Source organism: Mesorhizobium sp. ORS 3428, assembly GCF_001854785.1.
GTDB lineage: Bacteria > Pseudomonadota > Alphaproteobacteria > Rhizobiales > Rhizobiaceae > Mesorhizobium.
This window is the reverse complement of the sequence record NZ_MDFL01000131.1, coordinates 1-13,573: the sequence shown is the minus strand read 5'-3', so window position 1 is coordinate 13,573 and position 13,573 is coordinate 1. Positions and strand designations below refer to the sequence as shown.

15 protein-coding genes are annotated in these 13,573 nt (G+C 64.1%); 1 reads left to right on the top strand and 14 read right to left on the bottom strand.

Annotated elements, in window-relative coordinates; all coding sequences use genetic code 11:
• From ORS3428_RS22350 to ORS3428_RS22285, 14 genes are all read right to left on the bottom strand, one after another.
• Positions 1 to 830, bottom strand: an 830-nt coding sequence (locus ORS3428_RS22350; RefSeq protein ID WP_244508065.1) for a thiamine pyrophosphate-binding protein, incomplete at its 3' end; no start/stop codon positions are given.
• 235 nt (positions 831 to 1,065) lie between these two features.
• On the bottom strand, positions 1,066 to 2,487 hold the full coding sequence (locus ORS3428_RS22345) for an FAD-binding oxidoreductase (protein ID WP_071100468.1): 1,422 nt from the start codon (positions 2,485 to 2,487) through the stop codon (positions 1,066 to 1,068).
• Positions 2,488 to 2,540: 53 nt separating this feature from the next.
• A complete protein-coding gene (locus tag ORS3428_RS22340) occupies positions 2,541 to 3,296 on the bottom strand; it encodes an amino acid ABC transporter ATP-binding protein (protein ID WP_108723132.1) in 756 nt (251 codons plus the stop codon).
• A 12-nt stretch (positions 3,297 to 3,308) separates the two neighbouring features.
• Positions 3,309 to 4,388 (bottom strand): amino acid ABC transporter permease, encoded by a 1,080-nt coding sequence (locus ORS3428_RS22335; protein ID WP_071100466.1) that lies wholly within the window; start codon positions 4,386 to 4,388, stop codon positions 3,309 to 3,311.
• Between the two features lie 3 nt (positions 4,389 to 4,391).
• Positions 4,392 to 5,555 carry an ABC transporter permease subunit gene (locus ORS3428_RS22330; RefSeq protein ID WP_083355257.1) on the bottom strand — a complete coding sequence of 388 codons (1,164 nt, stop codon included), beginning with the start codon at positions 5,553 to 5,555 and terminating at the stop codon, positions 4,392 to 4,394.
• Between the two features lie 78 nt (positions 5,556 to 5,633).
• A complete protein-coding gene (locus tag ORS3428_RS22325) occupies positions 5,634 to 6,668 on the bottom strand; it encodes an amino acid ABC transporter substrate-binding protein (RefSeq protein WP_071100471.1) in 1,035 nt (344 codons plus the stop codon).
• Positions 6,669 to 6,757: 89 nt separating this feature from the next.
• A complete protein-coding gene (locus ORS3428_RS22320; RefSeq protein WP_071100465.1) occupies positions 6,758 to 7,702 on the bottom strand; it encodes a LysR substrate-binding domain-containing protein in 945 nt (314 codons plus the stop codon).
• 82 nt (positions 7,703 to 7,784) lie between these two features.
• Positions 7,785 to 8,534, bottom strand: coding sequence for an SDR family NAD(P)-dependent oxidoreductase (locus ORS3428_RS22315; protein ID WP_071100464.1), 750 nt, complete (start codon positions 8,532 to 8,534; stop codon positions 7,785 to 7,787).
• Between the two features lie 10 nt (positions 8,535 to 8,544).
• Positions 8,545 to 9,255, bottom strand: coding sequence for an SDR family oxidoreductase (locus ORS3428_RS22310; RefSeq protein WP_071100470.1), 711 nt, complete (start codon positions 9,253 to 9,255; stop codon positions 8,545 to 8,547).
• 259 nt (positions 9,256 to 9,514) lie between these two features.
• Positions 9,515 to 10,300 (bottom strand): FadR/GntR family transcriptional regulator, encoded by a 786-nt coding sequence (locus ORS3428_RS22305; protein WP_071100469.1) that lies wholly within the window; start codon positions 10,298 to 10,300, stop codon positions 9,515 to 9,517.
• Between the two features lie 56 nt (positions 10,301 to 10,356).
• Entirely contained in the window at positions 10,357 to 10,704 is a 348-nt protein-coding gene (locus tag ORS3428_RS22300) for a RidA family protein (protein WP_071100463.1), read from the bottom strand.
• Between the two features lie 14 nt (positions 10,705 to 10,718).
• Positions 10,719 to 11,525: an SDR family NAD(P)-dependent oxidoreductase gene (locus tag ORS3428_RS22295; RefSeq protein ID WP_071100462.1), complete on the bottom strand. Its 807-nt coding sequence runs from the start codon at positions 11,523 to 11,525 to the stop codon at positions 10,719 to 10,721.
• On the bottom strand, positions 11,518 to 12,330 hold the full coding sequence (locus ORS3428_RS22290; protein WP_071100461.1) for a shikimate dehydrogenase family protein: 813 nt from the start codon (positions 12,328 to 12,330) through the stop codon (positions 11,518 to 11,520). The genes ORS3428_RS22295 and ORS3428_RS22290 overlap by 8 nt, the downstream gene beginning before the upstream one ends.
• 4 nt (positions 12,331 to 12,334) lie before the next feature.
• Positions 12,335 to 13,225 (bottom strand): 2-hydroxy-3-oxopropionate reductase, encoded by an 891-nt coding sequence (locus tag ORS3428_RS22285; RefSeq protein ID WP_071100458.1) that lies wholly within the window; start codon positions 13,223 to 13,225, stop codon positions 12,335 to 12,337.
• A gap of 117 nt (positions 13,226 to 13,342) precedes the next feature.
• Here ORS3428_RS22285 and ORS3428_RS22280 point away from each other — a divergent pair.
• Positions 13,343 to 13,573 (top strand): aldolase/citrate lyase family protein (locus tag ORS3428_RS22280; protein WP_244508064.1); only part of this gene is annotated, 231 nt, incomplete at its 3' end.

Genomic DNA, 13,573 nt, shown 5'->3' with positions numbered 1-13,573 from the left:
CGGACATTGACGGCAAGGATCACGTCCGCGTCGCGGATCAGGTTCTTCACATGCGGCACCATGCCGACGCCGGCCTCACCGACGAAGACCGGCGAATGGTTGTCGAACTGGTCCTGATAACGGAAGGCGGCGACGACCGGGATGTCGGAGGCTTCGGCGAAGGCCTTGAGCGCGGCGCGTCCGTCCGCCGTCCAGTTGGCGCCGCCCATGAGCAGGACCGGCCTCTCGGCCGCGGCCAACATCTTGAGCGCAGCAGCAGTCGCCTCCTGCGCCGGCGCGGCTTCGAAAATCGCTGCGGGACCGCTCAGCGGCACGGCTTCCGTCGCCGCGGTCAACATGTCTTCCGGCAGCGCGACGACGACTGGGCCCGGCCGGCCGGTCAAGGCGGTGGTCCAGGCCCGCGCCACGATCTCGGGAAGCCGCTCAACGTCGTCGATCTCGACCGCCCATTTTGCGACGGTTCCGTACACTGCCCGGTAGTCGATCTCCTGGAATGCCTCGCGCCCCTTCATGTCGGTCCCGACCTGGCCGACGAACAGGATCATCGGAGAGGAGTCCTGCATGGCGGTATGGACGCCGATGCTGGCATTGGTCACGCCCGGGCCGCGGGTGACGAAGCAGATGCCGGGCGTGCCCGTCAGCTTGCCGTAGGCGGAAGCCATGAACGCCGCGCCGCCTTCATTGCGGCAGAGCACATAGTCCAGTCTGCCGTGGGTGTCGTGCAGCGCGTCGAGAACCGCCAGATAACTTTCGCCGGGTACGCCGAAGCTCTTGGTCGCGCCCAAGGCGATCAGGCACTCGACAAGAAGGCGACCGCCATTGCGGACCATACTTCGACATCCTCTTAAGCAAGGCAGAACTCTCGTCCCCGCCTTCGGACTTAACCTGCACCCAGGCGGCTCAGTGCAAAATCAAGAAATGCGGGTACATTCGAAAGTTCTCCTTTGCGGATCAATGCGTCTTGGATTCCCAATTGACTGAGTGCGACTGCCGATGGCAGGCCCTCACGAACCTGAGCAAGCGTTCGAGATTCATCCGGTTTGGCCTTTTTGCTCCCTCTTCAATTCATCGCGGATCGACCGAACGTGTCTCTCGCACCAGAACGCCGGGATTCATCGTGCCCAGCGGATCGAACGCGCACTTCAGTTGCGCCATAAGTTCTCGCTCTACCGTGCCGCGATTGCGGTCGGCCATGGTGATCTTGGCTCGGCCAAGCCCGTGCTCGGCCGCAAAGCTGCCGCCCATTTCGGTCGCTAGCGTTGCCAGCGCCTCGGCGAACGCCCCGGCCTTGCCATAAAAATCGGCGGTGCCTTCGGGCGGCGACAGATTGTAGTGAATGTTGCCGTCGCCGAGATGCCCGAACGGGTTGATTCGCACCCCGGGCAGGATGTCGTGGCATAGTTTCGCGCCGGCTTCGATGAAGCGCGCGATCGCGCCCGGGGGCACGGAGATGTCGTGCTTGAGCTGCTCGCCTTCGAGGCGCTGTCCCTCCGGCTGTTCCTCGCGCAGGCGCCAGAACTGCGCCCGCTGCGCGCCCGAATTGGCCAGCGTGCCGTCGACGACCAGACCCTGTTCCATGCCCCATTCCAGCGCCGAATTCAGGATTTCGTCCAAAGGAACCCGGGACGAGCCCGATGCCAGTTCGACGAGCAGGTAGACGTCGCCTCGTGTCTCCAGCTGGTAGGCGAGATCAGGTAGATGCTTGAGCGCCAGCGTCAGCCCGACATCGGAGAAGAATTCGAGCCCGGCAAGGAACTCCCCGGCCTCCGCGCGCAGATAGGTGCCGAACGACACGGCGGCGGCGAAGTCGGACATCACCAGCAGCGCGCTCGCCTGCTGCTTTGGCGTGGGATGGAGCCTGAGGATTGCCCGCGTCACGATGCCGAGCGTGCCTTCGGCACCGCAGAACAGCTTGCGCAGCTGATAGCCGGCATTGTCCTTCTGCACCGAGCGCATTCCGTCCCACACCGTGCCGTCCGCCATGACGACCTCGAGGCCGAGGACCAGGTCCTGCATCATGYCGTACCGGAACGCATGGCTGCCGCCGGCGTTGGTGCCGATCAGGCCGCCGATCCTGGCGCTGCCTTCGGCCCCCAGATGCATCGGAAACATAAGCCCATGCGGCTCCAGCGCCTCGTGYAGCGCGGCGAGCACGACGCCTGCCTCAACGGCGATCGAGCCGCTCTCCGGATACGGCTCGCCGATCGCCGTCATGCGCGACAGCGAGACGATCACCGCGTCGGACTGCTCGGCGACGGCCCCGCCGCACAAGCCGGTGTTGCCGCCTTGCGGCACGACTGCCAATCCTGCCTGCCGGCATGCCTTGACGACCGCCGCCACCTCAGCCGTGTTCGCCGGTCGGGCAACGCCCAAAGGCGCGACGCCATAGCGGTTCAGCCAGTCGCGTTGGTAAGGCTCGGCATCGGTGCCCGAAAGCCAGCCTTTCGGTCCGAGAATTGCCGGCAATGCGCTAATGGGCTCAGCCATCGGGATACCTGCGGGRCTCGAAGCGCCGCGCATGGACAGGCGTGCCGTCCGGCTCAATGACCAAGGACCTGCGACAGGAACTGCCGCGTGCGCTCATTGCGGCAAGAGGTGAAGAACTCCTCCGGCGGCGCCTCCTCGACGATCTCGCCGGCATCCATGAAGATGACCCGGTCGGCGACGCGGCGGGCGAAGCCCATTTCGTGGGTCACGCAGATCATCGTCATGCCTTCGGAAGCGAGTCTCACCATGACGTCCAGCACCTCCGCTATCATCTCCGGATCGAGCGCCGAGGTCGGCTCGTCGAACAGCATGATCTGCGGCTGCATGCAAAGGGCGCGAGCAATCGCGACCCGCTGCTGCTGGCCGCCGGAGAGCTGGCCGGGAAACTTCATCGCCTGTTCGGGAATGCGGACCTTCTCCAGATAGCGCCGGGCGGTCGTTTCGGCTTCCGCGCGCGGCCGCTTGCGCACGATCATCGGTGCGATCATGCAGTTCTCCAGCACCGTCATGTGCGGAAACAGATTGAAGTGCTGGAACACCATGYCGACTTCGCGCCTGATCTCGTCGATGTTGCCGACGTCGTCGTTGAGTTCGGTGCCGAGCACGGTAATGCGGCCGCCATTGTGCTGCTCGAGCCGGTTGATGCAGCGGATCATGGTCGACTTGCCCGAACCGGAGGGACCGCAGACGACGATCCTTTCGCCCCGCTTCACGGAAAGGTTTATCTTCCGCAGCGCGTGGAACGAGCCGTAGTATTTGTCGAGGTTTTCGATGCGAACMGCTGGTCCGGATGATTGCGTCGAATTCACTTGCGACCTCACTTATCGCTCGCCGACCGACATGCGGCGCTCGAGGAAGGCGCCGTAGCGGGACAGGCTGAAGACGAAAACGAAATAGATCAGCGCGATGAAGGCATAGACCTCGACATAGGCGAAGCGCCATTCACCGGTGCCGTAGGCGGCGTTGCCGGAAGCTAGGATTTCGAAGAAGCCGACGATGACCACCAGCGAGGTTTCCTTGAACGAGATGACGAACTGGTTGATCGTCGCCGGCAGAGCGTTGCGCATGGCCTGCGGCAGGAGGATGCGGCCAATGCGCTGCCAGTAGCTCATGCCGAGAGCCATGGCGGCTTCTTCCTGTCCCTTCGGAACGCCCTGCATGCCGCCCCTGACGATCTCGGCCTGATAGGCCGAGAAGAACAGGGCCGAGCCGAGGATGACCCTGTAGAGTTTGTCGCCCTGCAGCCATTGCGGCAGCGCGAAGGGCAGCACGACGGCAAATGTGAAGAGGATCGAGATCAGCGGCAGGGAGCGAACCCCGTCGATGATGAGGCCGGTGGTCCTGGATATCCAGGGCAGCTCGGACCGACGCAACAGCGCCAGGCAGATCGCCWGCGGGAAGCCGATCAGGCAGGTGGTGACGAAGATGAAGAGGGTGAGCRCCAGCCCGCCCCAGGCTTCCTCACCGACAAAGGGAAGACCGAGYACGCCGCCCTTCATCAGCACGTAATAGAGGGCGGCCCCGGTTCCCCAGACGAGCGCGATGCGACGGCCAGTCCAGAAGGCTGGAATGCAGCTCAGCACCGTCATGACCACAACGGCCACGCAGGCGAGCGCCGAGCGCCACTGCTCCTCGAAGGGATAGAGGCCGAACAGGATGATGCGCCACCTGGCCGCGATGACCGACCAGCAGGCGCCGGCCGCCGCCTGGCAGGCCTCAGGTCCGCCGGTCGTGGTGAAGACGGCCGAGAATATCGCCCAGTTGAGCAGCTTCCAGACGACAAAAACCATGATCGCCAGGGAGATCAGCGACAGCAGCGCCTGAAGCGGCGTCGCGAAGAAGCGGCGCTTCAGGTCTTCGACCCTGCCCGGGGCAGGGGGAGCGACAACGACCATCTCCATGTCTTACCCCCTCAGTTGATTGCCCTTGAGCGCAATGGCTCTGTTGATGCGGTTGAAGACGGCTGCCAGGCTGAGATTGATGGCGAGGAAGCCGGCCATCAGGATGCCGATCACCTCGAGCGTCTGGCCCGAGTGGTTGATGGTCAGCGCGACGATCATGAAGAAATCGGTGAAGCCCACTGCAATGCCCATTGTGGTTGCCTTCATCAGCCAGACATATTGGTTGGCGAGGATCGGCAGCATGGCGCGTAGCGCCAGGGGCAGCCTGACCAGGGTGAAGACGCGCCAGGGACTCAAGCCCAGCGACTGGGCCGCTTCCATCTGGCCTTTGCCGACCGCCTTGAAGCCGCCGCGTACGATCTCGGCGATGTAGGAGCCGCCATAGATGGCTATGGCGACCGCCAGCGCGGAGAATTCGGGCGGGATACGCAGTCCTCCCTTGAGATTGAGACCCTGCAAGGAGGGGAAATCGAGTATCGGCACRCCCGGTGAGCGACCGAGCGCCAGGATGACGGCGCCGCTGGCCAGTGCGGTCGCCGCCGCGGTGAGCTGAATGCCGAGCCGCTCCCCGAGTGGTTGGCTTAGACGCGAGGTCCGGCCCAACCAGACCGGCAGGGCGACGGCCGCGATAACGGCAAGCATCGCTGCGGCCAGCGCCGCTCCGCCGACATTGGGGACCGGCACGTAGAGACCACGGCTGGTCAGCAGCATGCCGAAAGCCTCATGCGCGGCGCGCGGCGTCGGCAGATGCGTGATGACCGCATACCAGAAGAAGACCTGCAGGATCAGCGGGATGTTGCGGAAGATGTCGACAWAGGTGCGGCCGAGGAGCCGCGCGAGCTCGTTGGACGAGGTTCGCGCCAGGCCGACGATTGTGCCGACGATCGTYGCCAGGACAAGGCCGGTGGTTCCGAGGAACAGCGTGTTGATGATGCCGATCAGGAAGAACCACCAGTAGGGATCGTTGGCGTTGGCCGGCAGCAGCGAGAAGTTCACGTCCCAGCCCGTCGACTTGAACAGGAAGTCGAAGCCGGAGGTGATGCCTTGCTCGGCGAGGTTGCGCCTGGCGATCATCACGCAGGCAAGGATCATCGCGGCAAGTGAGCCAACGAAAAGGACCTGCAACAGCGTGTTGCGGACCTTCTGATTTCTCAGCAGGCTGACCATACGCCAGTCTCCCCAATTTCCGCCGGTTCCGCCCGGCGATACCCAGGCGGAACTTACAGCGGATATTTTAGAAGCGGATCAGTCGATCACCAGCGGGAACAGGACGCCGCCATTGTTCCAGAGGTTGGTGAGCTCGCGATCCATCTTGTAGGGCGAGTCCTTGCCGAGATCGCGCTCGAAGATCTCGCCGTAATTGCCGACCTTCTTGATCACGTTGTAGGCCCAGTCGTCAGGGAGCCCGAGACCCTTGCCCATGCCGGGCGTCACRCCGAGGAATTTCGCCACCTGCGGCGAGGTCGGCTTGGCCTTGATCTCATCGACGTTCTTGGAGGTGATGYCTTCCTGCTCGGCGAAGATCAGGGTGCTGAGCGTCCAGTTGGCGATGTCGACCCAATTGTCGTCGCCCTGGCGCATGATCATGACTTCGGGCTCGACCGCCAAAACGTCGGGCAGGATCACATGGTCCTCGACCTTGCCCTTTGCCGCGCGAGCGATGGCAAGCACCGGTCCCCACTGCGCGTAGAGATCGCAGCGGCCGGAGAAGTAGGCCTGCTCGAGCTCTTCCGTCTTCTCGATCAGCACCGGCTCGAGCTTGATGCCGAGCTTCTGGGCGTAGGCGGCGACCTGCTGCTCCTGCGAGGTGCCGGCGGGAATGCAGATAGTGCCGCCATTGGCGTCCTTGAGCGACTTCAGGTTGAGCTCCTTATGCGCCATCACCTTGGTCGTGCCGAGATAATAGGACATCGAGAATTGCAGGCYGAGCTCGGTGTCGCGGCTGAGCGTGCCGCCGGACGCCTTGATGATGATGTCGACGTCGCCCGACTGGAGCGACGGCCAGCGCTGCGCCCAGCTGATCGGTACGATCTTCAGCTTCGCCGGGTCGCCGAACACGGCGGTCGCCACCGCCTTGCAGAGGTCGATGTCCATCCCCTTCCAGTTGCCTTTGTTGTCCACCTCGGCGAAGCCGAGATAGGAGCCGTCATGGCCGGTGCAGTTAAGCACGCCGCGCGCCTTCACGGTCTCCAGCGTCTTGCCGCCGGCGGCTTCAGCAGGTGCTGCCAGATGAACGAGGCCCAGGGCCATGGCAGCGGCCCCCCATTTGATCATTTTCATGTCGGTCGTCTCCACTGTTGAGGTTTAGCATTGTTCTTGTTTTTGGAGGTCCGAGACGCGCGTCTTGAACCCCGGTCGCGAAGCCGCTCCTAGTCGGTAAGCGGGATCGGTTTCGGCAAGAGCTTGAGGTCGCTTCCCCAATCCTGCTGGACGAGCCAGCGATGCAGGGCCGCCACCGCCTTCACGCGCAGATGCCCGCGCGGCATGACGAGGTAGAAGCCGGGGACTTCTTCCGGCTTCATGTCCGAAAGAGCGTCGCGGCCGAGCGGCGCGACCAGCGCGCCCGACCTGAAGTCCTCCTCGGCGTCGATGACGGAGACCAAGCCCACGCCGATGCCCTGGAGCGTTGCACGGCGCATGGTCGCCGCGTCGTCGAAGCCGATGCTGCGGTCGCCCTCGGCCTTCTCGACGGCAAGGTGGCGCAATATGTCCGGCCACAGCCGCTTGGACTTGACCGTGTCCAGTAAGGTGAACCGCGTCAGGTCCTGCGCCGACTTGATCTTCTCGCCGATCGCCGGGGTRCAGCAGATGATCTTCGGATCYGGCACCAGCAGAGTGGTCTCGTAGTCCGGCCAGCTGCCGTAGCCCCACTGCACCGTCATATCGATGTCGTCGGGGCCGAAGTCGGGCAGGTCGACCATCGTCGTCAGACGCAGGTCGGCGCCCGGCAGGATCTCGCGGAACAGCGAAAGCCTCGGCAGCAGATAATGCGTGGCAAAGTATGGGCTCGCATTGAGATTGATGCGATCCCTGTAGTTCGACTTGGTGACGCGGCGAACGCCTTCGGAAAACTCGTCGAAGCCGGCCTTGACGTAATGCGAAAGCACGATTGCCGACTCGGTCAGCTCGATCGAGCGGCCCTTGCGTTCGAACAGCGTCACCTGGAGCGTGTCTTCCAGGAGCTTGATCTGCTGGCCGACCGCCTGCGGCGTCACTAAGAGCTCATCCGCCGCCTGTCGGAAGCTCTTGTGCTGCGCGACGGCGTGGAAGACGCGAAGCGCATTGAGCGAAGGAAGGCGAAGCTTGCCGGTCATGGTGAATTCCGCCTCCTTTGGTTCGAGACTCCGTCGGTCATGCACTGCTGGATGTCAGCTGCGTCCGGCTGACAAAATTGGTTCAGGCGTAGATGTAACCGCCTGAAACGATGACGTTTTCGCCGGTCATGTAGGTGTTCTTCGGCCCACCGGTCATGAGCACCCATTCGGCGATTTCCGTCGGCTCGGCGCCACGGCCGAGYGGGCTTGCCTTGGCCAGTTCCTCGAGGAAGCCGAGCGCCTTGGCCTTCTCGGTGGCCATGCCGGCGGGCGCCACCGAGTTCACCAGGATGCCGTCCTTGGCGACGTAATGGGCAAAGGAACGCGTCAGGCTGACGACGGCGGCCTTGGTCGCCGCGTAATGCGCGTTCTGCGGATGCGCCTTGAAGGCGTCGACGGAGGTCAGGTTGACGATGCGGCCGCGCACTTGGGCTTTCGGCTCTTGGCGTTGCATGTGGCGAACCGCCGCCACCATCATGTGGTAGGTGCCCTTGATGTTGATGCCGTTGGAGGCGTCCCACTCGGCGTCGGTGATTTCGAGCAGCGGACGGCGCGGATAGATCGCGGCGCAGTTGATCAGCGTATCGACGCGCCCGAGCCTGGCGACGATGGCGTCGAAGGCGGCGTGGCATTGCGGGCCGACCTGGATGTCGCAAGTCGCCGCCGCCGTCGGCAGGCCTTTCGCCTTTGCCGGATCGAGCGCGGCCTCCGCGGCCTCCTGGTTGATGTCGATGATGCCGATCTTTGCCGCTCCGGCCTCCACGGCCATGCGGGCCAGAAGCGCGCCGAGGCCGGCGCCGCCGCCAACGATCAGAACGGAAAGGTCTTTCATCCTGTTTTCCTTACTTGGTGCCGCTCGGCGAAGTCGGCCAGGTCGGCATGATGTCGAAACGGGTGACGTCGGCCCATGCCGGGAGCGCGAGCACGCCGACGACCATTTTGGCCACGTCGTCCGGCTGAACCACCTTGCTGGCGTACATGGCTTCGCGCGCCTTGGTGTCGAGAATGTCCTTGTAGAGCTGCGTCTCGACACGGCCGGCGACGATCTCGGTGACGCGTATGCCGGACGGGGAGAGGTCGGCGCGCAGCGCGCCGGCAAAGCCGGAGATCGCAGCCTTGGTGGCCGCGTAGACGGCGATGTTGGAGAAGGCCGCGTGGCCGGCGACGGAGCCGGTGAACAATATGTGCCCCGACTGCCGCTCGCGCATCTGCGGCGCGACGAGACGGGTGAGCAGGATCGCGGCGCTGAGGTTCACCTCCAGCGTGGTGTCGATGTCGGCGATCTTCATGTCGGCGAAATTGCCGAGCGGCGGCATGATACCGGCATTGTTGATCAAGACGTCGATGGTGAGATCGGCCAGGACYGATTCCAGCGCCTCGCGGTCAGTGATATCGACGGCGATCGGCACGATGCCGGGGCGTTCGGCCTGCAATTCTTTAAGCGCCGCCTTGCTGCGACCGACCGCATAGACTTCGTAACCGGCATCGCTCAAGGCGACCGTCATGGCGCGCCCTATGCCGCTCGTCGCACCTGTGATGAAGGCTGTCGTCACGTAGGGCTTCCCCAATTACCTGACCTAGTGTGTGACTTTTGCCAATCCGGCAAAACCAAGAAAAAACAGCAAACAGGAAAGATCAACTTTCACAAACTACTCGGTGGCTTGAAATCGTTCATCGCACGCGCTGCTAGGAGGAGCAGCAATCGGTGAGAACCGGGCGAAGGTGCCCCCTCTCAGCTGTCGGGGCGGGGCARTCAAAAATTGCTTTCGCAATTCAGGCGGTCCATCACCCGCAATCGTTGCCATTAGAGAGTCATGCTCCCGGAGAGGCAGGCGTCTTCATGTCTTTGAACAGAGAGCGGGCGGCCTTCTGCTTCGCGTCCGTCGCCTCGACGCCGGAGGCTCTCGCCAGCGCGCGCACGCGACCCAGGCTATTTTGCAGATGCTTGCGCATGGCCTGCCGGGCCTTGCCGCCGTCCTGCCTTTCGATGGCGTCGACGATGGCTTTGTGCTCGCTGTGGATGCGCGCGTAGTAACTGTCCTTGAGCGCCGGCTCGACCACATAGCCGAGCTGGAAACGCGGCACRATCATCGGCCCGAGATAGGCGAGGAAGCCGTGGATGAACTCGTTGCGCGCCGYCTTGGCGATCGCGAGGTGGAAGTCATAGTCGTAGTGGATCTGGACGGCGGCTGGGTCCGCYTGCTGCGCGTCGATCTCATTCATCATGGACCGGATGTCGCGCGCTTCCTTGTCGGTGCGGCGCTCGGCGCAGAGCCCGGCGGATTCCACCTCGACGCTCAACCTCAGTTCGAGCAAAGCGATGGTCTCCGGCAGGGTGCGCAGCGCCTCGTCGGGGATCGAAAAATTGCGTAGGGTCGGCGTTTCGCTGACGAACATGCCGCGTCCCTGCTGCGGCACCACCATACCCTCCGAGCGCAGCCGCGCCACCGCCTCGCGCACGACGGTGCGGCTGACGTCGTATTCAGCGCAAAGCTCCGCCTCGGTCGGCAATTGCGCCCCGGGCTGCAATTCACCGGAGCGGATCTTTTCGGCCAGGCTCTCCGCCACCACGGTGGAAAGCGGCTTGCGCTTCGTCATTTGCGTCCTTTCGTTCAAGTTCAGATTCGGGATGATGCCCGAACCGGCAAGACCATTCAAACCGCAGCGGTGACGATGAGTTCGACCAGCATGCCGGGCTTGGCCATCCGGCCTTCGCCGGAGGAGCGCGCCGGCGCGTGCTCCTTCGGCATCCAGGCGTCCCAGACGGTGTTGACCTCGTCGAAGTCCCGCACGTCGTCCAGCCACATCTGGACGTGGAGGATGCGGGTCCTGTCGGTGCCGGCCTTGGCGAGCAGCGCATCGATCTTGCCGAGCACCTCGCGCATCTGGTCAGCTGCGGACTGGCCTGGCCTCGCGACCTGGCCGGTGAGGTAGAGCGTGCCGTTGTGGATGACGCCGTGATGGATGCGGGTGTCGAAGTCGAAGCGCTGGATATCGCCCATTGGATTCTTCCTTGTCAGATTGCCGGCGTCTGCTGGATGGGGTTGCCTTGCAAATATTGCGCGTAAGGCGCCTGGACGAGCCAGCCGGCATCGACGGGAAGCGTGACGCCGGTGATCGAGGCCGCGCGGTCCGAGCAGAGGAACAGGGCGGCCTCGGCGACATCGCGTGGCTCGACGAAGCGGCGCAGCGCGGTGGTCGCCTGGATCGCTTCCGGGTTGCGTTCGCCCTTGGCGATCTTCGCCTTCAGTCCGTCCGACAGCGTGTAGCCGGGCGCCACGGCGTTGACGCGAACCCCATGCGGGCCGAGCTCCGCGGCCAGGATCTGGGTGAGGGCCAGCACCGCATGCTTGCCGGGCGTGTAGGCAGGAAGCGACAGCGGCGCGAAAGAGGCGAGCGACCCGACATTGAGGATCGCGCCGCGTCCGGCAGCCGACATCAGCCGCCCAAATACCTGACAGCCAAGCAGCGTGCCGCGATAGTTGATGCGCCACATCTGCTCGTCTTCGGAGAGGTCCTGGTCGAGCACATGCTTGCCGCTCTGCAGGATGCCGGCGCAATTGACCACGACATGCGGCGTGCCGAAGGCATCGCCGACGGCCTGCGCCAGCGCTTCTACCGAGGCGGGATCGCCGATATCCGTCTGGACGAAGAGCGCGCGTGGCGCGCCTATGCTCTCGCACGCGCTCGCCGCTTGCTTGCCGCGAACGGCGTCTCGGCCGGCGACGACCACGTGATATCCATCCTCGGCGAAGCGCTCGGCGATCGCGCGGCCGATGCCGGACGTGCCGCCGATGACGACGGCGGTCGATACGTCAGCCATTGCGGCGGTCCTTCCGTTCGATGTCGAAGAATGCGGCCATGGCCTCGACCTGGAAATCCATCATCGGCCGGCCCGRCTGGATGCGGCAGCCGATCGCCTTCGCCGCCTTGAGCAGCGGCGTCTCGGCCGGCTCCATGATGATGTCGACGATCGTCATCTGCGGCGTCAGCTTGCTCACGTCCATCGGCAATGGATCGCCGGCCTTCAGCCCGGACGGCGTGGCGTTGATCGCCATGTCCATGCCGGATGGATCGGGCTCTCCCACCTCGATGCGGCAGTTTGGAAAAGCCTCATTGACCAGCGCAGCGAGKTTTTGCGCGCGTTCCCTGTCGATATCGGTCAAACGGATTTCCGCCGCGCCTTCTTCGGCGAGGCAGTAGGTCAGCGAGGCGCCCGCGCCGCCGGCGCCGACCTGGAGGATACGCTTGCCGGCGATCTGGTGCCCGCCCGCCTTCAATCCGTCGATGAAGCCGACGCCGTCGAAATTGTCGGCATACCAGCTGCCGTCAGCCTGCCGGCGCACGGAATTCGCGCTCTGCACGCGTGCCGCGCGGTCATGAGCGGCCGCGCATTTGTGGTAGACCGGCACTTTGTACGGCACCGAGATGATGACGCCCCGGATGTTCTCCGCCGCGGTGATGCCGGCCCAGAAGGTGTCGAAGTCCTCCGGGCGGCAGCTCAACGGCACCATCAGGCTGTCGAGCCCTTTCTGCTCGAAGATCTCGTTGAAGATGCCAGGGCTCTTCGCATGRCCCACAGGATGGGCAAGCATCACGAAGACATCGRCTTTGCCGGTTCCGCGCATCGGTTCAATTCCTTTCCTTTGACAATTCATGGTCGCTCAGGACTTCGAGAGCTCGAACGAGGGACGAGTGGTCGGCTTCCGCGCCGTCCGGTCGCCCCGAACAGGCGTTCATCAATTGCTGCGCCATCGCTGTGCTCGGCAGTGCCACGCCGAGCGCGCGGGCGCTTTCGAGCGCGAGATTGAGATCCTTCTGGTGCAGCCGGATACGGAACCCGGGCGCGAAGCTGCGGGCGATCATGCGCTCGCCATGGACCTCCAGCACACGCGAGGAAGCAAAGCCCCCCATCAGGGCGCTGCGCACCCTGGCCGGGTCGCAACCGGCCTTGCCGGCAAAGACCAGCGCCTCGGCGACGGCCTCGATGTTGAGAGCGACGATGATCTGGTTGGCTATCTTGCAGGTCTGGCCGGCGCCGTTCTGCTCACCGATCAGCGTGATGTTTCTGCCGAGCTTTTCGAAGATAGGCAGCGCCCGCTCGAACTCGGCTGCCGGCCCGCCGACCATGATGGTCAGGCTCGCCGCCTTGGCGCCGACCTCGCCGCCGGAGACCGGCGCATCGAGATAGCCGGCGCCTGCTTCCCTGATCTTTGCAGCGAGCTCGGCCGTGGCGATCGGGCTAATCGAGCTCATGTCGATCACCAGCTTGCCGGCTGACAGCCCTTCCAGAACGCCGTTCTGCCCGAGCAGGACGCGTTCCACGTCGGGCGTGTCGGGCAGCATAGTGATGACGATCTCGGACATCCGCGCCAGCTCGGCGGGGGAGGCGACGACCGTTGCTTTCAGATCCGTTGGAAGAGGGGAACGGTTCAGAACTGTGACGATCTCATGCCCGGCATCGGCGAGATGCCGAGCCATCGGCGCGCCCATGACACCAAGCCCGATGAAGCCAATTCTCATGCGCAACTCCTTTGAGCGACTTTGGCCGCAGATCGGTCTTGCGGCTCCATAAAATCATATGATATAGGACATCATACAAATTTCAATCCCGCCGTTTCTATGGAGGCCGATCGCAAAATGCAAGAGCGCATCAATTCGCTGAAGACGGCCGTTCAGGCCGGCCGGGCTCATATCGGCATCTGGTGCTCGCTGGCCTCCGCGCTCACCACCGAGGTCGTAGCAGGCTCCGGGGCGGGCTGGCTGCTGATCGACGGCGAGCACAGCCCGAACGATCTGCGCAGCATCATGGCGCAGCTTCAGGTCGCTGCGGCGTTTCCTTGCGAAGCCGTGGTGCGCTTGCCGTCGGAC